A 21,361-nucleotide genomic window follows, 5' to 3' on the forward strand; every position below is an offset into this window, starting at 1 on the left:
ACTGTGTTCTGGCGGTTACGGTAATATTCAGTTGATTGGAATTGCCCTTTTGCAACATTAGACTGAAGTAGGCCATGGACTATGCAACCCTTGAGGCGATGCAACGGCGGCATCCGGCATGGCGTCTGTTACTCGCCGACTCTGCTCCTTTAGTAGCCAGTTTTCTACATCGCGTTTTCGTTGCGCCCAATGTACGGGTCATAAGCCAGGCCGATCTTATCGAAGCACTGGAAGACACGTTGTTTGCTCTGCGAGAGCAGTTGGGCCCCGAGGTGTTTCCAAAACGAGCGCAAGATTATTTGAACGACTGGGCCGCGAACGAGCGCAGTTGGTTGCGCAAGTTTTACCCTAACGACTCCGATGAGCCTCATTTTGACCTAATGCCCGCCACGGAAAAAGCCATAGGCTGGCTAACCAGCCTCACCGAGCGCAGCTTTGTGGGTACCGAGTCTCGTCTGCTTACATTGTTCGACTTACTCAAGCAAATGAGCCAGGGCAGCGAAACTGATCCTGAAGTACGCTTGTTGGAGCTGCAAAAACAGCGCGCTGAAATCGACCAGGAAATCGCTTTGGTTTCGCAGGGGCAGTTATCGTTGCTGGACGATACGGCGATCCGGGATCGCTTTCAACAATTCATGGGACTGGCGCGCGAGCTGTTGGGAGACTTTCGCGAGGTAGAGCAAAATTTTCGTGGCCTTGATCGGCACGTCCGCGAGCGCATCGCGTTGTGGGAGGGCAGTAAAGGCGAATTGCTGGCACAAATCATTGGCGAGCGCGATTTGATTGTCGATTCCGACCAAGGCCGAAGCTTCCGGGCATTTTGGGATTTCCTGATGTCTCACGACCGGCAGGAAGAACTGACTCAACTGCTGGACAAAGTCTTGCAACTACCGCCCATTGTTGAGCTTAAGCCCGATGTTCGCACGCGCCGCGTGCATTACGATTGGCTCGAAGCGGGCGAGCATACGCAGCGCACGGTCGCCCTGTTGTCGCAGCAGTTGCGCCGATTCCTTGACGATCAGGCCTATCTGGAGAATCGTCGCATTATGGATTTGCTGCGGGGCATTGAAAGCCAGGCGATGGCGGTGCGAGACGTGGCGCCTTCCGGCAGTTTCATGCAGATTGACGATACGGCTGCCGATGTTGCATTGCCGATGGAGCGACCGTTGCATACGCTTCCCATTAAACCGCTGATTAGCAGCAGCAAACTTGACGTGGGCGATACGGATATCGATGCGACGGCGTTGTTTTCCCAGTTTACGGTCGATAGCGCGGAGCTGTCGCAACGCGTGCGCCGGGCTTTGCAGAACCGCTCTCAAATCACACTGGCGGAATTGATGGCAGAGTATCCTCTTCAGCAGGGGCTTGCCGAGCTTATTGCTTATTTGCAGCTGGCTAGCGAACGGGGAGACGGCAAGGTAATGCTGGATGACGATGCAAACGATAGCATTACCTGGCAGGCCATCGACGGGAGCTGGAAGCGGGCCGTGATGCCGCGGGTGGTGTATATCAAATAGACTTTACGACAAATAGGCTGTGCGAAAAAAATGCAAGATATGACTAGTCCGGCCGAGTCGCTGGTCGACACCAGCGCCGCCGGCGATCCAGAATTGGCCCGGGTGCTGATTCCTTTACTTAAAGGAATTGTCTATCGCGAAGACGCGGCGCAATGGGCCGCATTGTTAACGCTGCAGGGCCGTGTGCGCGACTTCATTGGCGTACTGGGCTTGACGCTGATGCTGGACGAAACGGAAGGCTACGCGTTCTTGCGAATGCAAGCCGACACGCAAGAGTCAGACGACTCAAAGTTGCCGCGCCTGGTCGCGCGCCGACCATTATCATTTCCCGTCAGCCTGTTGCTGGCGCTGCTACGTAAAAAACTGGCTGAATTCGACGCTAGCGGCAGCGACACCCGGTTGATTCTGGCACGTAGCGATGTAGTCGATTTGATGCGCGTTTTTCTACCGGCGGGCAGTAACGAAACCCGTTTGGTGGATCAAATCGACACGCATATCAATAAAGTGGCCGAGCTGGGTTTTGTACGCAAATTGCGCGGGCAAGATGGCATGATTGAGGTACAGCGTATTTTGAAGGCGTTTGTCGATGCCCAGTGGCTTGCCCAGTTCGATCGGAATCTGGCGGCTTATCGGGCATCATTGCAAACTCAGGCCGCCATTCTTCCAACAGGACCCAATGATGAATGACATGCCGGGCCTGGATTTTCTAGGAGACGACGGGCGCTCCGGCTTCCGGCTTGCCCGGCTGGAGGTCTTCAATTGGGGGACATTTGACCGCCGCGTGTGGCAACTTCGTCCCGACGGCCATAATGCGCTGCTGACGGGCGACATCGGCTCGGGCAAATCGACGCTCGTCGATGCGGTAACAACGTTGCTGGTTCCTGCTCAGCGGATTGCCTACAACAAGGCGGCTGGTGCGGAAGCACGCGAGCGAACGCTGCGCTCGTACGTGTTGGGCCATTACAAGTCGGAACGCAACGAGGTCGGCGGAGCGGGCCGGCCGGTTGCGCTGCGCGATCAGAATAGTTACTCGGTGATTCTGGGCGTTTTCCATAACGCTGGATATGATCAGACAGTGACGCTGGCGCAAGTGTTCTGGTTCAAGGAACCTCAAGGCCAGCCTGTGCGCTTTTATGTCGTGGCGGATAACGAACTGTCGATCGCCGGCGATTTTGCGGAGTTCGGTACCGATATCGTCCAGTTGCGCAAGCGTTTGCGGGCGGGCGGGGCAGACGTCGAAGATTCCTTCCCCCCATATAGCGCGGCGTTCCGACGCCGATTTGGCATAGCCAACGACCAGGCACTGGAGCTGTTTCATCAAACCGTGTCGATGAAGTCGGTGGGCAACCTGACTGACTTCGTCCGCAGCCACATGCTGGAGCCGTTCGACGTTGTGCCGCGCATTCAGGCGCTGATCGCACATTTCGATGACTTGCACCGGGCTCATGAGGCGGTTCTGAAGGCTAAGCGCCAAGTTGAGCTGTTAACGCCTTTGGTGGCGGATTGTCAGCGGCATGCAGCGCTACTGGACGGTATAGGGCAGTCGCGAGCCTGCCGCGATGCGCTCGGATCGTATTTTGCCGGGCTTAAAGCAAGTCTACTGGAAAATCGCCTGGAAGCCCTGGGTCAGGAATCCGGGCGCCTTGCCGGTCAGATCGCGCAGCTTGCTGAAACGCGCGATGGACAACGAGCGCAAGAACGCGATCTACGACGCGCCATTGCCGATAATGGCGGCGACCGGATCGAGCGGCTTGAAATCGAATTGACGCAGAAAGAAGCGGAGCGCATGCGCCGCTTGGTCAAGCGGCAACAGTATGAAAAACTAAGTCTTGTACTGGGTTTGCCTTCCTTGCAGAATGCGGATGATTTTCTGGCGCAGGCCGGACTGCGCCAAGGCATGCACGAAACGACCGTCGCGCGCGAGGCGACGGTGCAAAACGAGCTGAACGAAGCCGGGGTCGACTTTGCTCAGATGCGGCGGGAATACGAGCTTCTGACGCAGGATATCGACAGCCTGAAATCGCGGCGCAGCAATATTGAGACTCAACAGATTGCCATGCGTGCTGCATTATGCTCCGCGTTAAGCCTGTCAGAGGCCGATATGCCGTTTGCCGGAGAATTGATCCAGGTGCGCGATGATGAAAAGGACTGGGAAGGTGCTGCCGAACGGCTGTTGCGCAGTTTTGGTTTGTCCTTGCTGGTGCCCGATACGCATTATCCTCAGGTGGCTGAGTGGGTGGATCGTACCCGGCTAAAGGGGCGCCTGGTCTATTTTCGTGTGCGCGCCGCGCGGACGTCACCCCGTGGCGATCAACCTGCTTTGCATCCGGATTCGCTGGTGCGCAAGCTTTCGATCAAACCTGATTCGAGCTTTTATCGATGGCTGGAATCAGAAATAGGTCACCGCTTTGATGTGGCCTGCTGCGCTAATCAAGAACAGTTCCGTCGCGAAACCAGGGCCATCACTCGTAACGGGCAAATCAAGGCGCCTGGGGAGCGGCACGAAAAGGATGATCGCCATCGCATCGATGACCGCAGCCGTTACGTGCTCGGCTGGAGCAATGAAGCCAAGATTGCCGCGCTGGAGAACCAGGCGCGGTCTTTGCAGGCGCAAATTTCGAAGCTGGGCGGCAGTATTGCTTTGCTGCAGAAGGAACAGGCTGCGCTGAAGCAACAGTTGGGAACCTTGGGCAAGCTGGACGAGTATCGTGACTTTCGTGAACTCGATTGGCAACCGTTGGCACTTGATATTACTCGCCTGCAAAACGAAAAGCGCGAACTTGAAGCCGCCTCCGACGTACTGGCCATACTCAGCGGCCGTCTGACAGAGCTGCTGGCGGTGCTGGCTGACACGGATCTGCAGTTGGATAAGCGCAAGGATGCGCAGTCAAGGGCGCAACAGAAGCATTCCGATGCCCTGGCGTTGCTTAATCAGGTCAGGGCCGTGTGCGAGACTGCTGATTTTTCCGTTCAGGCGTCCCATTTCGAGCGCATTGAGCCGATGCTGGCTGAAGCCGCGATCGAATTGCCATCCAGTGTCGAGTCCTGCGACCCCCGTGAGCAGGAAATGCGCCGTTGGCTGCAAGAGCGCATCGACGCCGACGACAAACGGCTGGCTCGCCTGGCCGCGGGAATCATCCGGGCTATGACCGAATATACAGAGGCCTATAGGTTGGAGACCCAGGAGGTCGACATTAGCCTTGAGGCTAGTCACGAATACCGCGCCATGCTGGATCAGCTTCATGCCGATGACTTGCCGCGTTTCGAAGCCCGTTTCAAGGAACTTCTAAACGAGAACACAATACGTGAAGTGGCCAATTTCCAGTCGCAACTTAACCGCGAACGAGAAACCATCCGTGAACGAATTGCCCGCATCAATGAATCGCTGACACAGATTGACTACAACACCGGTCGCTACATTGTGCTGGAGGCGCAGCTTGCCGCCGATACAGATATTCGTGACTTCCAGACCGACTTGCGCGCGTGTACCGAAGGGGCGCTTACCGGTTCCGACGATGCCCAGTATTCCGAGGCCAAATTCCTGCAGGTCAAGCACATTATCGAGCGCTTTCGCGGACGGGAAGGAACGACCGAGCACGACCGCCGCTGGACGAGCAAGGTAACCGACGTACGCAATTGGTTTGTTTTTGCCGCCAGCGAACGTTGGCGCGAAGACGATAGCGAGCATGAGCACTATTCTGACTCTGGAGGAAAATCAGGTGGTCAAAAAGAAAAGCTTGCATATACTATTCTGGCCGCCAGCCTAGCCTATCAGTTCGGCCTGGAGTGGGGCGCCGTGCGGTCGCGTTCCTTCCGCTTTGTCGTTATAGATGAAGCGTTTGGCCGCGGGTCGGACGAATCGGCCCAGTATGGGCTGAACCTTTTTCGGCAACTGAACTTGCAACTGCTTATCGTGACGCCTCTGCAGAAAATTCATATCATCGAACCGTTCGTATCCAGCGTCGGCTTTGTTGACAATACGGATGGGCGAACCTCCTGCCTGCGCAACCTCAGCATCGAGGAATATCATAGGGAAAAACAGGCTTATGGCGATCTTGACAGGGCGTTGCCTTGAGTTGGACTACGCCGGCAGACTTGCGTGCCCAGGTACAGAAGCGCTGGAGTCAGGGCGTGCTATTGCGCAACCTGGTCGAGCCTGCCGATTTGTTTCCATTGCGCTTGGTGCTAAAAGGGCCTAGCTCAACCGACATGTCAGAACGGTTCGAGGCGGTGCGTGAATGGGTACGCGATTTGCAGTCGCAGGCCAAAATCGATTCCAAAAAAAGCTATCGGCTGACTTGGCGCACTATCCGGCATCGTGTGATCGGCAGCAATGCTCTACCGGATGAAGCCTGGGTCGACACTCCCGAAGATGCGTTTGGACTGATAGGCCGGGGGCGTGAGGTTTTGCGGTTTGCGGATATCGTGGACGAAACTCGTACCCGGATGCCGTCTTTGTTGCCGTGGCTGGCCAGGTATCCTTTGCGAGGATTGGCGCTGGCCGACGATTGGTCCGGTCTGCTGGACATTGCGACTTGGCTGCATGCCCATCCGCGCCCCGGCATTTACCTGCGGCAGGTTGATCTGCCTGGCATGCACAGTAAATTCATTGAAGGGCGTCGCCCAGTGCTGTCGGAGCTGCTGGATATTATTTTGCCCGCGTCTGCTATCGACACATCGGTGACCGGGACCAGCAATTTTCTGTCGCGCTACGGCTTTCGCGAAAGACCACTACGTGTGCGGTTTCGCTTGCTGGATCCACGGCAAGCCCTGTTTCCGGGCGGTACGGATCAAGACATTACCATTACGCAGGACGCCTTTGCCAGGCTTTATCCCGCGGCATCGCGAGTCTTTATTACTGAAAACGAGGTGAATTTCCTTGCCTTTCCCGCTTTGGCGGACAGCATGGTGGTGTTTGGCGCAGGCTACGGTTTCGACATGCTGGCGCAAGCGAAATGGCTGGAAAATAAGGTCATGTATTACTGGGGGGACATCGATACGCACGGTTTCGCCATCCTGGATCAGTTGCGCAGCCATATGCCGCACGTCATGTCGTTCCTGATGGACAACGAAACCCTGACGGCCCACCGTGGGCAATGGGGTGTTGAACCTTCGCCGACCTTACGGGAGTTGACTCGCCTGACACCGGAAGAACGGAGCGTGTATGACGATATACGCTGGCAGCGGCTGCAGAATGACTTCTGCGTGCGGCTGGAACAGGAACGCATATCTTTTGGCTGGCTGCAGCGTGCACTGGATAAAACCAAATTGTCGTAAAGTGATTGAGTTGGCGATTACCGGTGGCGCCACAACGGCAAAGCTATTGTTAAAAATGTCGGTGTAGCTGCCACAGGGCCTGTTGGGTGATGGCGCTGGCAATGCCCAACGCACGTTCATACGTACTTAGTGGGACACATCAAAATTTTTCCAGTTCGGATGGTCGAAATACGACCCGTAACTGTTCAGCGCCTGAGCCATCTTGATTAGCCCCTCTTCCGGTTGCTCGCCCGACACCTTGCCCTCAATGACATCGACGCCTTGACTGATATTGCCAAGCAGAATGTGAAGCTGAGCGTCGGCTTCAGGTTCTAGCTTGCAGTTTTCGACGATATAGGTGAACTGCGTCATGATTCCCCCAGACATTTTTTTATAGTCATCTGGTTTCAGTGCATTTTTGTGTGCTGTGTCCAGACCTCTCGAAACAATCTGATGCAGCGCGCCCATACCTTGGCGTAACGCTGCATCAGTCTCCCATTTTTGCCCCTGGTTCAGCTCCATAGCGCCATGCACCTCATGGCCATGGCTATGTGCGGTATCTGCAGCGATGGCTGTACCGGCCATGGTGCTGAGGGGAAATGCCAACAGAGCAGCAAATACGAGGTGTGCAGGTAATTTCATGATTAACTCCAGACTGAATTAAAGGGTGTGCTCGTTCGTGTGTGTAGCAACAACACATTCGATCAACAGTAGTCATGCTACTCAGCCTCGAAGATAAACAAATTGACGGCTGTCATTTTTTAACTAGAAAAAGTTTTTATATTCCGCCCGCACGATATGGGTTCGGATAACGCTGCCATAAATGAAATTGACCTGCGTCACTATTGATTTTTTCAATTCTGAAACTTGTCACCCATCAATGCTTGAAAGTGTCTTGCTCGCTTAGGATGAAGTCATCACGTCATCAACCAGGAGCAAGAAATGAAAAAAGTCGTTTTCAACATGGAGCCCTTCACCTGCCCTTCCTGTGTGAAGAAAATCGAAAATACAGTCCGGAAAGTCGACGGCGTAAGCGACGTCCAAGTGTTGTTCAACTCAGGCCGTGTTCGAGCCGAATTCGATGAGTCCAAGACGAATGCCGATACGTTGGAGAGCACGATCGTACGACTCGGCTATCCGGTGTTATCGAAGAAGGTCTCGTAAACACGTTGGGATATGGGTCGTCATTGGCGATCCATGTCCGGTCACCTGAATTTGGGCGCATTGGAGCATGAGATGAATAACCTTAAAAATTCCCAGATTGCCGGCATCACCGGCCTGATGCTGCTGATTGCCTTTGGCCTGCATTGGGCCGGGCATGCGCAATGGAAGGACTATGTCCTGATCGCGTCCTCGCTGTTTGCGGGCTACTTTATTGCCATCAAAGCCTTCAAGGCGCTGCGCATGAAGGCCTTCAGCATTGAACTGCTGGTCACCATCGCGGTCATCGGCGCCTTGATCATCGGCGAGTATGTCGAGTCGGCAGTCGTAACTTTTCTATTTATCTTTGGCGCCTATCTGGAATCGCGCACGCTGGAAAAGACGCGTTCATCCCTGCGCAACCTCATCGACCAGACGCCGACCGAAGCCACGGTGATTCGCCTCGAAGGCCACATCAAGCTGCCCGTCGAAGAAGTCATCAAAGGCGATAGAGTGCTGATCCGCTCCGGCGAGAAAGTTGCCGTGGACGGCGCCATCGTTTCAGGCCAGGCGTTGATTGTCGAGGCGGCCATTACCGGTGAATCCGTCCCGGCCAGCAAGTCCATGGGCGACCGCGTGTTCAGCGGCACCATCATCGATAACGGCTACATTGAAGTCATCGCCGACCGTGTGGGCGATGACACCACTTTTGCCAAAATCATCGAGATGGTGGAAGAGGCTCAGGAATCCAAGACCACCACGCAAAAATTCCTGGACCGGTTCGCCAATATCTATACGCCAACCATCGTCGTCCTTTCCATCCTGGTGTATGCCTTTTCACGCAACGTGGAACTGGCACTGACCTTCCTGGTCATCGCCTGTCCTGGTGCGTTGGTCATATCCGCACCGGTTTCCATGGTGGCGGGCATAGGCAATGGGGCGCGCAACGGGGTATTGGTCAAGGGCGGCGAAATCATGGAGAAGCTCTCCAAGATCGACCTGGTCATTTTCGACAAGACCGGCACCCTGACCAAAGGCAAGCCCGAAGTCACCGAAGTGAAAAGCTGGGGCATGGAAGAAAATACGCTGCTGCGCCTGGTGGCCGAGGCCGAGAGGTTTTCCGAACACCATCTGGGGCAGACTATCGTGGCTGAAGCCAGAAAGCGTGAACTGGCCCTGAGCGAAGCACCGCAAGATGTCGCCATCGTCAAAGGCGGTGGCATGGTCGCCACCGTCGCGGGACAGCATCTGGCCATTGGCAATCGCAAACTCATGGTAGACCATGGCGTATCTATCGTGGAGCCGGTCGATGCCTACGCCACCGAACGCGAGAAGGCGGGCAATACCGCTGTGCTGATCGCCATCGACAAGCAGTTGGCTGGTGTGATTTCGATTGCGGACCAGATCAAGCCAGAAGCCAAGCGCGCCGTCCAGCAACTACGCCGTGCGGGTGTGAAGCAGGCGATCATGTTGACGGGCGACAACCGACATACGGCGCAGTTGGTGGGCGACGAGCTGGGTCTGGATGCCGTGCACGCTGAACTGCTGCCGCAAGACAAGGTGAAGTGGGTCAACGAGCTGAAGAGCCAAGGCTATCGCGTGGCCATGGTAGGAGACGGCATCAACGATGCGCCTGCGCTCGCGACGGCCGATGTCGGTCTGGCCATGGGGGTTGGCGGTACTGATATTTCGATGGAAGCGGCCGATATCGTCCTGATGTCGGACAGGCTGGATCAGTTCGCACATGCCTATTCCCTTGCCAAGGCCACCGTGCGCAATATGCAGCAAAACACGATAATGGCCGTGGGCACTGTGGTTCTGTTGCTCGCTGGCGTGCTGCTGGGCAAGATATTCCTGGCTTCGGGCATGCTCGTCCATGAACTGAGCGTACTACTGGTGACGCTTAATGCCGTTAGACTCATCCGCTATCGGGCACGTGGGAAATCCGAAAACGAAGCCCAAGGGCCCACAAGCCACAGCACGCGCTGCCAAACTGCCTGAAACTCAGCAAGGCTGCAGTGAAATGAGACGCTCCAGCCTATCGGCCCGGAGCGTCAGTTACAACGCGACTTCCCAAATGAGCAATCCAGCATGAGCCCTAAGCCCCTTTCCTCACCGTCTGATGCAAGCTGCGAGCATATACCCGTGCTCTGCGTTTCACGGGTGCCGATCTTCAACCATTTACCTTCCGAGGTGCTTGCCGTTGTCGCCGATAAAGCAGCCATGCGTACGTATGAACGCGGGCAATTCATTCATCGTGCTGGCGATCCATCCGATAAGCTCTATATCGTTCACAAAGGAAAGGTCAAGGTGTATCGACTTTCCGATACTGGTAAGGAACAGCTTGTGCGTATCCTGAAATCGGGTGATTTTGCCGGGGAAATGGCCTTGTTTTCCTCCACCGACCACGACGCTTACGCCGAGGCCATGCAGCCATCGGAGATCTGTGCCATCTATCGGGCTGACGTGCGCGAGCTTCTGCTTCAATACCCTGAAATCAGCCTGCATGTGCTGGCTGAGCTATCAAGACGTCTGAGTACCAGCGAGAAGCAAACTGCGGCAATCGCCACGGCATCCATCAATGCCCGCCTGGCGCAGTACCTGACCGACCTGGCAGAACAAGACAACTCTACTAACTTCAGCCTGCCCATGAGCCGCAGGCATCTCGCATCCTTCCTGGGAACGACACCTGAAACCGTGAGCCGCAGGCTTGGTGAATTTGAAGCAGCAGGATGGATTTTGCAGACCGGGCAGCGCAAGGTCACCATTCTTGACCTTGATGCCCTCTTGCTTGTTGAATAGCGCTGATTGGGGATAGCCATGAAACGATTCGAATTACTCATTCCGCCGCCCCTGGTCATGCTGCTCAGCGCGCTGCTCATGTGGTTGGCATCCGAGCTCTTTCCGGCGCTGACCATAGCCTGGCTTCATAATGTCGCGGCGGCAGTCGCCATAGCTCTGCTGGGCACTGCCGTCAGCCTGACGGGCATTGCCACATTCAAGCGTGCCCGGACCACCATAGATCCAAAACGCCCGGCAGAATCCTCCTCGCTGGTCAGTTCAGGCATCTATCGCTACAGCCGAAACCCCATGTATCTCGGTGTGCTGCTCGTGCTTGTTGGATGGATGTTTTATTTAGGCAATCTACTGTCGATACTCGGCACATTCATCTTTATTGCCTACATCACGCGCTTTCAGATCATTCCTGAAGAACGTCTGCTGGAGGAAAAATTCCAGGCGAAGTTCCTGTCTTACAAGAGTAACGTTCGCAGGTGGCTATAGCGGTTTAACCGAAAAATTACCAAAAAAATGGACCAGCAGCACGAGGATGAACGGCGGCCTCCCGCCATCGAGCCCGCACCTGCCGAGACCTTGTGGTGACGATCTTGATCCAATTCCACATTTCTATTGACAACCAGTTTCCAATGATGGAAACTGGTTGTCATGAACCGTAGAGACCCCATCCCGACAACACCGGAACCCGGAGCCGCAGCCGTCACCCAACTGGTGTTGAGGGTGTTCCGCCTTAATGGCGTGCTGCTGCACTGGGGCGACCAGTTGGTTGCGCCGCTCGGCCTGACCAGTGCACGCTGGCAAATGCTTGGCGCTATCGCGCTCGCCGGCACGCCGCTGACAGCGCCGCAGATCGCAGAGGCGATGGGCGTTACGCGACAGGGCGCGCAGAAGCAGCTCAACCTGCTGCTGGAACAGGGGCTGGTGGAGGCGCGCCCGAACCCGGCGCACCGGCGCTCGCCGCTCTATGTGCTGACGCCCCAAGGCCTCGCCTTGTACCGGCAAGCCGATGCCTTGTGGGCCGCCCAGGCGATCGAGTTGGCCGCACTGATTCCGTTCGCACAAGCCCACGCGGCCACCGGGACGCTCGAAACGATGCTGCACGAACTGCATACCCCCAATCTTTCCTCAAAGGTCGAATCATGAAATCGAAGTTGCATGGAATCTTCGGAGCCGTGGCGCTCCTGTGCATTGCCACGTTCTGGCTCTCGACGGTCGTGTCGGAGCTCTTCCTGACTCAGGCGGGCGTCGTGGCCGTCAAGAACGCGGTGCTGACCGGCATGTGGCTGCTGATCCCCGCGATGGCTGCTACCGGGGGCAGTGGTTTCTCGCTCGCGAAGGGGCGCCGCGGCCGCCTCGTCGACGTCAAGATGAGACGGATGAAGGGCGTGGCGGCCAACGGCCTGCTGGTGCTGCTGCCCAGCGCTTTTGTACTGGCATCGTGGGCGAACGCCGGGCGGTTCGACGGCGCGTTCTACGCGCTGCAAGGCGTGGAGCTGCTGGCCGGCGCCGTGAATATCACGTTACTCCTGCTCAACATGCGCGACGGTCTGCGGCTCACCGGTCGGCTGTCGCCGAAGCGGTCCGTGCCGCCGGCGGCGCGCTGAGGGGTGCTACACATGCCAAGGCCGCGCTGCTGCGCGTGCATATCCCGACCGCAATCACCGTCCTGCTGCTGACAGCGTTTCGAATCCTCTGGTGGTGGCGCTTCGACCACAAGCCTGCGCCGTTGGCGTCCATGCCACCGTGGCAGGCAGGCTGGCGCGGGTCCGGCTGTCTTCGGAGCGCCCGGTGCAGTAATGTCCGACTTCCACGAGGTTCTGCCGCGTCGGCCGCACGGACTTGGCGCGCGTCTGATGATCGCGTTATTGGTCATTCATGCCGGGGCGGCGCTGTACCACCATTTCGTCCGGCGTGACGAGACTCTCAAGCGGATGTGGTGAGTGCATGACGACCTCGGCACACGAAACACCGTGCAGCTAGCCACGACGCTCATGCAGAGAAGTGCTCGGCAATTGATCCGTTTGCGCGGTCGCCAGCCGGACGACATGTGCTGAGATCAGTCAGTTGGTGGGGCTTGCGAGCCACGTTGGTGACAGCCCATGGTATGGACAGAGGGGCCGGCGCGTCGCTGTGTAATGAACGTCCGCTAGAGCCACACTGGTACGCCATCGATTGATCCGGAACTGATGGTGCGTATGCTGATCGTGGGTTACTGCTTGGGCATACGCTCTGAACGTCGGCTGTGCGAAGAAGTTCACCTGAACTTGGCGTATCGTTGGTTTAGTCGCCTGGAGCTCGACGATGCCGTGCCCAACCACTCCACCTTTTCCAAGAATCGACACGGTCGATTTCGTGATAGTGAGGCACTACGCCATGTGTTCGAATCGGTCTTGCGCTGGTGCATAACCGAAGGCCTTGTGGCGGGCGAAGGGTTTGCTATTGATGCCAGCGTCATTAAGGCCGACGCCAACCGAGCGCGTGGTACTCCCGGCACTGAAGCCATCGACTGGCGTCAAGACGACCGGCATATCGCACTCAAGAGGTGGAGTCGACCAAGATCATGGTGGACCGGGTCGCACAACGCTTCGATCTGAAGCCTCGCCGATTGGTGGGCGATACGGCCTATGGAACGGGTCCCATGCTCCGATGGATGATTCAGGAAAAGGGCATCGAACCGCACGTTCCTGTTTGGGATAAGACAGAACGCAAGGACGGCACCTTCTCAAGCAGTGACTTCGCTTGGGATGAGCAGGCAAACGAGTATCGTTGCCCACAAGGGCATGCGTTACGCAGCGACTGGCGTCCTTTCAAAAATCCACGCACACAGACGCCATAAATTGCAGGCACAAAAAAACCCAAGGAAGTGATCTTCTGTGCCGGTAAGCATAAATGTGCCGCGAATTAAAGCATAAGGCTGCCAGGACTTCCGATGTTCAATGGGGGCACTGCCGCTCGCCGGCCCCCGATAAAGCATATCATCGCCGACCGTTGTTTTTTAACGAATAAGTCTTCCAATCGTTCCGACCTGCCACCTGCTACGCTGGGGCGGCGGCATTGTCATTTTTTGTATCGATAGTTAATATTCGGAACAATTTATATCAAGACAGGGGCGGGCATGAGAGCACCTCATCAAGTGGTTGGAACGGTATTCCGTAAATTGACGCTGGGGGTCTTAAGCATCTCGGCCCTAGTAAGTGCGGTCGTAGACTTGGCGACGCCAGTCCTCTCATTTAGCAAGTACCTGCTCATTGCTAGCATTGCGCTCCTCGCCTATTACAGTTATTTGGCGATGAAATACCCCACCTACGCTGAATTAGCGGACCGTGAGAAGATTTTCTCCCGTGTTGCTTCTGTGAGAGAGTTTTATCAGGAGTCTTGGAGGTGGGGCACCTTGCTTCTAGTGGGCATGGTTTCCGTGGTGTTCTCGGCGTGTTGGTACTTGAACGTCACGTCAGGCGGTGGTCAAGGGTACTTAGCCAGCCATGTACCGGCTCTTCACGATATCCAGGCTCGCCTGATTGCAATTTCGGACAACCAAGAGAAAATACTCGAGAAGCTCGATGATGGTGGAATCACTATCGACGAAATGGTGGTCAAGGCGAAGCAGTCACCACCTGAGCAACGGACAAAATTTCTTAGAGGCGTCTATCGCGATTGGTATGTGACTGAAGGCACGCTGTCGGCGAGGGATTTTATTGCAGTCATGCGGGACGTTCCGCCAGGACGTATCGCTCGCGATATGTCGTCAGTTTGGGCAAGTCATTGTGAACCCAATGATCTCACTTTGGCGCAATACATCGGTATTACCGGAGGACACCCCGAGTATTTCGGATTCCCTACAAATATAGTTTTACGCTCCATGATAGACAACGAATGTATGAAACTTCCATTGAACCGGGAGGATCTGAAGACGCTTTTCGACAAGAGCGGGGACAAACTTGCGGATTTCTTCGACGCGCAACACAATTTAGGACTCTGTGATCAACCAATGGAAGTTCGACACTTGCCCATGGGCGTTACACCAGAGTACGAACATTTTGCTTGGGAGCAGCTAGCGAAAGCAGGACAAAAGGTACATTGCCTCACATCTAGCGCTTTGAAAGAGTTGCAAAAGCGGCATAACGCCGCACATCAAAAGTTCATGCGTACCGGGCTATAAGGTCTGGACTTGAGTAAGGCCCTACCAAAGTGGAGCCATTAGTTGCTCAGTCTATCAGGACCTTCGCACTTATCCCAAGCACCTGCACCAACAAAAAAGCCAGTCAAATGACTGGCTTTTCTCCGACGCTCTGGGCAAAACTTCTGAGCTTAGCCCCAGATCACGATAAAGCATAATGTCGCCGATCGAGATTTAAAGCATAACGTTGCTGCATGGCAGTTTTATGCTTAACAGCACACTCTCAGCGGGCGCTGAGACTAGTGTATTTGGTGGCCTGGGGCGGAATCGAACCGCCGACACAAGGATTTTCAATTCGATCCAGGGCCGGAATGGCGCCGCAGCCAAACGCAAACATAAATAAAATCAAACGCTTAACCGAAACGAAGCGCAGTCACGCGCAATCGGTTTCTTATCGCACTGACAGAAAAGTGACAGACGATTTACATCTTAGGAAAGTGTACCGGAGGACCGACGATATGTCTCGCGAGTCGCCGCGCAAGCTCATCTTTTCGACCAACACATAAGGGTGGGGGCTCATCCGAGGCCGCTCCAAAGAGCCGCAGTGGGCCTCACTTCCGGTCTAGGAGCTATTCAGGACTTAAAGGATCCGATTCATCCGGGCCATCGGTAGGTTCGTATTTCGAAGGTGAGAGAGAGCATATCCCTAGGCAGAGGCCTTACTGCGACGGTCGCACGAGCCAATGCCAGTCACGCTGCCATCGCCGGCAATTAAAAAGTTTCCCGCACAGTGCCTTCCGGCTTTTAGAAGACTGGGCAATTCTTTTAAGGCGGAGCGATAAAGCCCTTCGTGCCCACCGTGCCGTGCCTATACCTATTCTCTGGTCCACATTTTTAAGGAATAGGTATGTCACAAGGAACAAACAGCGCATTTTCTGGGTCCATCGCGCCGCTGCTGGGAAAAGAGCGGCTGTGTGAGCGCCTCCAGGTTTCCCCCCGCACCATCGAAAATATGGTGAAGGCGGGTATCTTTCCACCGCCGGTGCGAGTGGGGAAATATGTCTACTGGTCTGAAGTCGCTGTGCGAAAGTGGCAAGAACGCATGTTTGCTGCGCAGGAGTCGTGGTCCGTCCACTAAATGCGGCAGGCCGCCTGTTAGCTCACCCCCTCGCGAGCGAGGGGGTCTTGTTTGTCACGATTGCGATACTCAATAACGTACGTCCTATGGTAGGCTCGAATTGGCGCTGTCGACCCATTACAGGCATTCAACTTCGACAGTTACCTGCCTTTGTCTATGATGAGCTTGGTCCCAGCTGACCGAACCTCGGAGTGGTCCGAAAACTCCCATCCGATGCCACGCTTTACACGGAAGGTAACCATGTTTGCTGAAATTATGGGCGATGCGTTGTACGCCGAGTACCGTTCGCGTCTTAACGCCTTGCTCAGGATTCCCGAACATGCCACCGAAAATCAGGTCCACCAACAAATTGTGGCGGGTTTTCCGGTTTCATGCCTCATAGCGATGTGTGAAAGAGGCGACATTTCAACTACTGGGCGTGATCAAATTATCGCTCTACACACGCTGGAAATCCGCCTTAGCAACGAGCAACCCCTCACCGTAGACGAGAGCGATCGCTTATTTCGTGCCGCTCACATCATTTCGATGGCTGAAGCTATTTTTGGTGACCCACAGAAAGCCAGACGCTGGCTAAACAAGCCCAAAGAGCGATTTAATGGCAAAACGCCGATGGCCATGCTGCTCACGTTACAGGGAACACGCCTGGCTGAAGAGATGTTGCTTCAAATTACCGAAGGGTATGCGCTCTAATGCTAAGCGATATCCATGCCTTCCATGCGGCGGCAGAATTTTGTGATTTGCCGTGGAGCATATAAGACGGTGTTGACGCGTGGGAATGTTTAATCGGGTACGCTCTTGGTAGGCTCGAACAGCCGCTGTCGACCCTGAGCGGTCGTACGTAAGTCAAACTGCTGTTCTTGAAGGGGCCGTTCTGGCTTCCCTTTAATCAGTATTTCCCTACTGCCTGACTGCGGACTTTGCTGCCTTCCTTGCAACATTTTCTGCCTTCGCCTTCTCGGCCGCTTTCTGATTCGCGAACTGGCGTACGCCCTCGGCCATACCCTTCGGGAGGGTCACGTACTTGGCCACCTCATCGATAATCTCGGGATGCAGGAAGAACGGCGAGTTGCCTGCTTCCCAGTCCGGTCGCATCTTCACGGCCTTGCGTCGTGACGGACCGAAGCACAGGTTGTTCCAGATCAGTGCTTCACGCGCTGGGTGATCCTTCTTTTCGACGATCTTTTCCAGGATGCCTCCCGTAATGCATGTGCCTTTCTCTTCCCTCTCCTTCGCCCGATGAACGCGATCAAGCTCAAGGGGCAGCAAGTTGACCATCTTGCCGTTCACGTCAACGGTTTCGCAGTCCAGCGGCTGGCAGTACCTTCTGAGTTCCCAAACTGCGCGGTCGAGTCGGGCAATGTCGAACGCCTCAATGTCGTAGGAGACCAAGTAGTACCGATCCTCTGCCCCATCATCTTCGAGTCTTTGAATAAACTTGGTGGTACCAGCACTGAGCTCGAGTTCGAATTTGCCATGCTGCTTCATCCTCTCGATGCCTGGAAGCACTGTGTGTTTTAACTTTCTGGTATCTACGCGATTAAGTAAAAGGATGCCTTTGACATACTTCTCCAGGCAGTGCAGGGCCGACCACCGGAACGGCTGAATCAGCCGTGCTCGATAAGCCATCCGTGCAGTGATGTAGTCCTTATCTGCGGTCTCACGGAAACTTCTGAGTGCGAAGTCGTTGACTAGGATATGCATCGGGTAGGACATGCTGATCCTCAAAAGTAGTAGGCCTTAATTGCATCGGTAAGCACCAAATGCATCGTGGGCCGCAGGCAGGCAGGCAAGGTCTCTAAAAATGGATGGAGCTCTTTAGGCCGTTTTGAGTCTATCACTAGCGTCTCGATGCGACCCAAAGCAGCCTGTCACGCATAAATTAAGCCGACCGGCGAAGCGGGTTGGGCTTGAATGAGTTTTTAGGCCTCGTTCGTGGGAAGGAGCTGCTCGGTCCAGCCGCTAAACCGAATCACGCGTTTAGTTACACGCCGACCTTCACCGCTAACACCTAAAGACATCGTTTTTTCATCCGCCTTGAGGCCGGCGTGACCTTTTCCGGAGCCGTCGTAATACTCCTCGATAACAACTTCATGCGACGCAGCGATGCGCTCAGCGATGGCAAGCTCTTGAGCTACGCGAGCCTGATGGGCTTGGAACTCCATGACGACCCTCTGCTTCTTGGCCTCCTCCTCAAGGGTCGCTAATCCTTGAGATTCGGCAGCCTTTACCTCATCCTGAGAAGATGAGAGAGCCGAATAGGCAGCTCTCATATAACCAGGAACAAGCATGTCAAGAGCGACTTTTCCAGCAATTGACGCAATCATTGTAGTGTCCACCAATTGAACTCTCCTTAAGCGGCCTAATTAAGATAAGAAGACAATCCAGTCCAATCAGGTTGCTGTGGATGGATCGATTCGCTTCCATTCGTAACATAGTAATGCACGAGAGGAAGATGGCGGTTTACGCAAACCTCAAAATTTCAAGGTCACTGTCAGCGATGCGTTCAGGCGACCAGTGGACAAATGGCTCTGGCCGTTTGCTGCCGAGGCTTCTTCGGAGGTTTGCGTTAACGCGGACGGAGGCGATTTCTATTGGACTTAGGCCAAGGGAAGGGCCGAGTCTCCGAATCACAGCTGGGTATTCCGGCCTATCGTGACCAGTGATTCCGGTCTATCGTGACCGGTTGTTCTGGCCTATCGTGACCGCCCATTCCGGTCTATCGTGACCGATTTTCGGGGCCACCGGAATCGGCGGTCACGATGCCGGAATCACTGGTCACGATACCGGAATGACGTCGTACTGCGCCCAAATGATGTTACGCATATAGCAACCAACCGGGTACGCTGCCAGCCTTTGCTTGGAGACAGCGTGCCGGTATCAAGGATCACTATGCGTAAGATCAAAGACGTATTGCGTTTAAAGCTGGACGCCAAGCTCTCGCACCAACAGATCGCCACGGCGCTGGGCATCTCAAAGGGTGTTGTCACCAAGTATGTCGGCTTGGCCGCAGCGGCTGGCCTGGACTGGTCGACCGTGCTGGCATTGGACGAAGCCGCCCTGGAGCGGCGCCTGCTGGTGGCGCCGGAACAGCCCCGCGACCACGTGCAGCCCGACTACGGTCGTCTGCACCAGGAGTTACGCCGCAAGGGCATGACGTTGATGTTGTTGTGGGAGGAACATCGCGCCGACCACGCCGATGTCCAGACCTACAGCTACTCGCAATTCTGCGAGAATTACCGTCGCTTCGCCAAGCAGCTCAAGCGCTCGATGCGTCAGATTCACCGGGCCGGCGAGAAGCTGTTCATCGACTACGCGGGCCCCACCATTGCCCTGACCGATGGCAGCCGTGCCCACATCTTCGTGGCCGCTCTTGGCGCTTCCAGCTATACTTACGCGTGCGCCACGCCGCGTGAAACGATGGTCGACTGGCTCGAATCCACGGCACGAGCGCTGGCCTTCTTCGGTGGTGTGCCACAGTTGATTGTGCCCGATAACCCGAAGGCGATGATCGCGGAGGCGAACCGCTACGAGCCACGCAGCAACGACACGGTGCTGGACTTCGCACGCCACTATGGTACGTCGATCCTGCCGGCGCGGCCCCGTCACCCGCAAGACAAAGCCAAAGCGGAGTCGGCGGTACAGGTTGTGGAACGCTGGATCATGGCCAGACTGCGCCACCAGCGGTTTGCCAACGTGCACGAGGTCAACGCGGCGATGGCGCCGTTGCTGACGCGCCTGAATGACAAGCCGTTCCAGAAGCTGCCCGGCAGCCGGGCCAGTACCTTCGCCGAGATCGATGCGCCGGCCTTGCTGGCGCTGCCGCTACAGCGCTATGAGATGGCGCACTTCAAGAGCGTCAGGGTGCATATCGACTACCACGTCGAGGTCGAGCGCCATCGCTACAGCGTGCCGCATGCGCTGGTCGGACAGATGCTCGAAGCGCGCATCACCACTGCCGTGGTCGAGATCCTGCATCGCGGCCAGCGCGTCGCCAGCCACGCCCGCAACAGCCGCCACGGTGGGTTCACCACCACGGCGGCGCACATGCCGGCCGCGCACCGCGCCCACATGGAATGGACCCCGGCGCGCCTGATCCACTGGGGCAAAAGCATCGGACCCGCCACCGCCGAAGCAGTGACCCGGTTGATGGCCGAGAACCGGCATCCCGAGCATGGCTATCGCGCCTGTCTGGGGCTGCTCTCGCTGGCCAAGCGCTACGGCAAGATCCGCCTTGAGGCGGCCTGCATGCTGGCCTTGCAGATCGGCGCCTGCCAGTACCGCCACGTGCGCGACATCCTGATCAATAACCGTGACAAGAGTGCGCCGGTCGTCGCCGGCGACTGGGTCAGCCCCCACCATGCCCACGTGCGTGGCCCTGGCTACTACCAATAAGAAAAGAGAGAGAAAACAATGATGATGCACACCACACTGGCGCAGCTGCGCATACTGAAACTGGACGGCATGGCCGCCGGCCTGGAAGACCAAATGGCACAGCCCATCATGGGCACCTTAAGCTTCGAGGAACGCGTGGCGCTGTTGATTGACCGCGAAGTCAACGCGCGTAACGACCGTAAGCTGGTGCGCCTGCTAAAGAACGCACACCTGAAATACGGACAGGCCGCCATCGAAGATATCGATGCGCGGGCGGGTCGTGGCATCGAGCGGCGCGAGGTGATGAGCCTGGCCCTGGGCGACTGGGTCACCGCCGGCCACAGCGTGCTGATCACCGGCCCCACCGGAGCCGGTAAGTCGTGGCTGGCGTGTGCCCTGGCGCAGTACGCCTGCCGGCGGGGTCACTCAGCGCTCTATCAACGTGTACCCCGCTTGCAGGAAGAACTTCGCATCCGCCACGGCAGCGGGGTGTTCGGCAAATGGCTGTTGCAGCTGGCCAAGACCGACGTACTTATCCTGGACGATTGGGGGATGGGCGCTATCGACAGCATGACGCGTTCGGATCTACTGGAGATCATCGACGACCGGGCTGGCAACAAAGCCACAGTCATCACCAGCCAACTTCCCGTTGAACACTGGCATGCTTGGATTGGCGACGCCACCATTGCCGACGCCATCCTGGACCGCATCATGCAACGCAACCACCGATTCACACTGACCGGTGACTCTCTACGAGCGGAACCGCCTAAATTAAGCAAAAAGGAGAAAACCACCGACCTATCGTGACCGCTACCTATACAATCTGAACGCGTAACATCATCGAATGCGCAGCGGTCACGATAGACCGGAATCAGCGGTCATCTTCACCGGAATACGCATCAAGGGTCGCTAATCCTTGAGATTCGGCAGCCTTTACCTCATCCTGAGAAGATGAGAGAGCCGAATAGGCAGCTCTCATATAACCAGGAACAAGCATGTCAAGAGCGACTTTTCCAGCAATTGACG

At 56.1% G+C, this 21,361-nt stretch carries 19 protein-coding genes and 1 pseudogene; 17 read left to right on the forward strand and 3 right to left on the reverse strand.

Annotated features, from left to right (window positions below; genetic code table 11):
• Window positions 1-74 precede the first annotated feature (74 nt).
• From CR159_RS13845 to CR159_RS13860, 4 genes are read left to right on the forward strand one after another with little or no spacing between them, the layout of a single operon-like run.
• A complete protein-coding gene (locus CR159_RS13845; protein ID WP_102074541.1) occupies window positions 75-1,517 on the forward strand; it encodes a DUF3375 domain-containing protein in 1,443 nt (480 codons plus the stop codon).
• A 39-nt stretch (window positions 1,518-1,556) separates the two neighbouring features.
• On the forward strand, window positions 1,557-2,204 hold the full coding sequence (locus CR159_RS13850) for a DUF4194 domain-containing protein (protein WP_102074574.1): 648 nt from the start codon (window positions 1,557-1,559) through the stop codon (window positions 2,202-2,204).
• Window positions 2,197-5,592: an ATP-binding protein gene (locus CR159_RS13855; RefSeq protein ID WP_102074542.1), complete on the forward strand. Its 3,396-nt coding sequence runs from the start codon at window positions 2,197-2,199 to the stop codon at window positions 5,590-5,592. Before CR159_RS13850 ends, CR159_RS13855 begins: the two co-directional genes overlap by 8 nt.
• Window positions 5,589-6,794, forward strand: a complete 1,206-nt coding sequence (locus CR159_RS13860) for a DUF3322 domain-containing protein (protein WP_102074543.1) — start codon at window positions 5,589-5,591, stop codon at window positions 6,792-6,794. Before CR159_RS13855 ends, CR159_RS13860 begins: the two co-directional genes overlap by 4 nt.
• 126 nt (window positions 6,795-6,920) lie before the next feature.
• Here CR159_RS13860 and CR159_RS13865 read toward each other — a convergent pair whose 3' ends face one another.
• A complete protein-coding gene (locus CR159_RS13865) occupies window positions 6,921-7,415 on the reverse strand; it encodes a hypothetical protein (protein ID WP_233208318.1) in 495 nt (164 codons plus the stop codon).
• A 300-nt stretch (window positions 7,416-7,715) separates the two neighbouring features.
• Between CR159_RS13865 and CR159_RS13870 the strand changes: the two genes are divergently transcribed.
• The 11 genes and pseudogenes from CR159_RS13870 to CR159_RS13920 all read left to right on the forward strand — a co-directional run bounded on the left by CR159_RS13870 (window position 7,716) and on the right by CR159_RS13920 (window position 16,654).
• Window positions 7,716-7,937: a heavy-metal-associated domain-containing protein gene (locus CR159_RS13870; protein ID WP_102074544.1), complete on the forward strand. Its 222-nt coding sequence runs from the start codon at window positions 7,716-7,718 to the stop codon at window positions 7,935-7,937.
• A gap of 72 nt (window positions 7,938-8,009) precedes the next feature.
• Window positions 8,010-9,914: a heavy metal translocating P-type ATPase gene (locus CR159_RS13875; RefSeq protein WP_199173324.1), complete on the forward strand. Its 1,905-nt coding sequence runs from the start codon at window positions 8,010-8,012 to the stop codon at window positions 9,912-9,914.
• 90 nt (window positions 9,915-10,004) lie between these two features.
• The gene (locus tag CR159_RS13880) at window positions 10,005-10,715 is read left to right on the forward strand and encodes a Crp/Fnr family transcriptional regulator (protein ID WP_102074545.1); all 711 of its coding nucleotides are present in this window, start codon (window positions 10,005-10,007) and stop codon (window positions 10,713-10,715) included.
• An 18-nt stretch (window positions 10,716-10,733) separates the two neighbouring features.
• On the forward strand, window positions 10,734-11,195 hold the full coding sequence (locus CR159_RS13885) for a methyltransferase family protein (protein WP_102074546.1): 462 nt from the start codon (window positions 10,734-10,736) through the stop codon (window positions 11,193-11,195).
• A 162-nt stretch (window positions 11,196-11,357) separates the two neighbouring features.
• On the forward strand, window positions 11,358-11,852 hold the full coding sequence (locus CR159_RS13890) for a MarR family winged helix-turn-helix transcriptional regulator (RefSeq protein WP_102074547.1): 495 nt from the start codon (window positions 11,358-11,360) through the stop codon (window positions 11,850-11,852).
• On the forward strand, window positions 11,849-12,313 hold the full coding sequence (locus CR159_RS13895; RefSeq protein WP_102074548.1) for a hypothetical protein: 465 nt from the start codon (window positions 11,849-11,851) through the stop codon (window positions 12,311-12,313). Before CR159_RS13890 ends, CR159_RS13895 begins: the two co-directional genes overlap by 4 nt.
• Window positions 12,314-12,505: 192 nt before the next feature.
• On the forward strand, window positions 12,506-12,649 hold the full coding sequence (locus CR159_RS21695; RefSeq protein WP_199173325.1) for a cytochrome b/b6 domain-containing protein: 144 nt from the start codon (window positions 12,506-12,508) through the stop codon (window positions 12,647-12,649).
• Between the two features lie 210 nt (window positions 12,650-12,859).
• Window positions 12,860-13,536, forward strand: a pseudogene (locus CR159_RS13905) (transposase); the annotation flags it as partial.
• Window positions 13,537-13,824: 288 nt separating this feature from the next.
• A complete protein-coding gene (locus CR159_RS13910; protein WP_102074549.1) occupies window positions 13,825-14,868 on the forward strand; it encodes a hypothetical protein in 1,044 nt (347 codons plus the stop codon).
• A gap of 865 nt (window positions 14,869-15,733) precedes the next feature.
• Entirely contained in the window at window positions 15,734-15,964 is a 231-nt protein-coding gene (locus tag CR159_RS13915; protein ID WP_102074550.1) for a helix-turn-helix transcriptional regulator, read from the forward strand.
• Between the two features lie 240 nt (window positions 15,965-16,204).
• On the forward strand, window positions 16,205-16,654 hold the full coding sequence (locus tag CR159_RS13920; protein ID WP_102074551.1) for an antitoxin Xre/MbcA/ParS toxin-binding domain-containing protein: 450 nt from the start codon (window positions 16,205-16,207) through the stop codon (window positions 16,652-16,654).
• A 207-nt stretch (window positions 16,655-16,861) separates the two neighbouring features.
• On the opposite strand, the gene CR159_RS13925 is transcribed toward CR159_RS13920, so the two are convergent.
• Window positions 16,862-17,677, reverse strand: coding sequence for a hypothetical protein (locus tag CR159_RS13925; protein ID WP_102074552.1), 816 nt, complete (start codon window positions 17,675-17,677; stop codon window positions 16,862-16,864).
• 206 nt (window positions 17,678-17,883) lie between these two features.
• Window positions 17,884-18,288: a hypothetical protein gene (locus CR159_RS13930; protein ID WP_102074553.1), complete on the reverse strand. Its 405-nt coding sequence runs from the start codon at window positions 18,286-18,288 to the stop codon at window positions 17,884-17,886.
• Between the two features lie 544 nt (window positions 18,289-18,832).
• Between CR159_RS13930 and istA the strand changes: the two genes are divergently transcribed.
• Both istA and istB read left to right on the forward strand, forming a co-directional pair.
• Window positions 18,833-20,356: an IS21 family transposase gene (gene istA, locus CR159_RS13935; protein WP_102074554.1), complete on the forward strand. Its 1,524-nt coding sequence runs from the start codon at window positions 18,833-18,835 to the stop codon at window positions 20,354-20,356.
• A gap of 18 nt (window positions 20,357-20,374) precedes the next feature.
• Complete coding sequence (gene istB, locus CR159_RS13940; RefSeq protein ID WP_102074555.1) at window positions 20,375-21,142, forward strand: IS21-like element helper ATPase IstB; 768 nt, start codon at window positions 20,375-20,377, stop codon at window positions 21,140-21,142.
• The last annotated feature ends 219 nt before the right edge of the window (window positions 21,143-21,361 follow it).

Origin of the sequence: Pollutimonas subterranea (assembly GCF_002849655.1) — a bacterium.
In the GTDB taxonomy this organism is placed as follows: domain Bacteria; phylum Pseudomonadota; class Gammaproteobacteria; order Burkholderiales; family Burkholderiaceae_B; genus Pollutimonas; species Pollutimonas subterranea.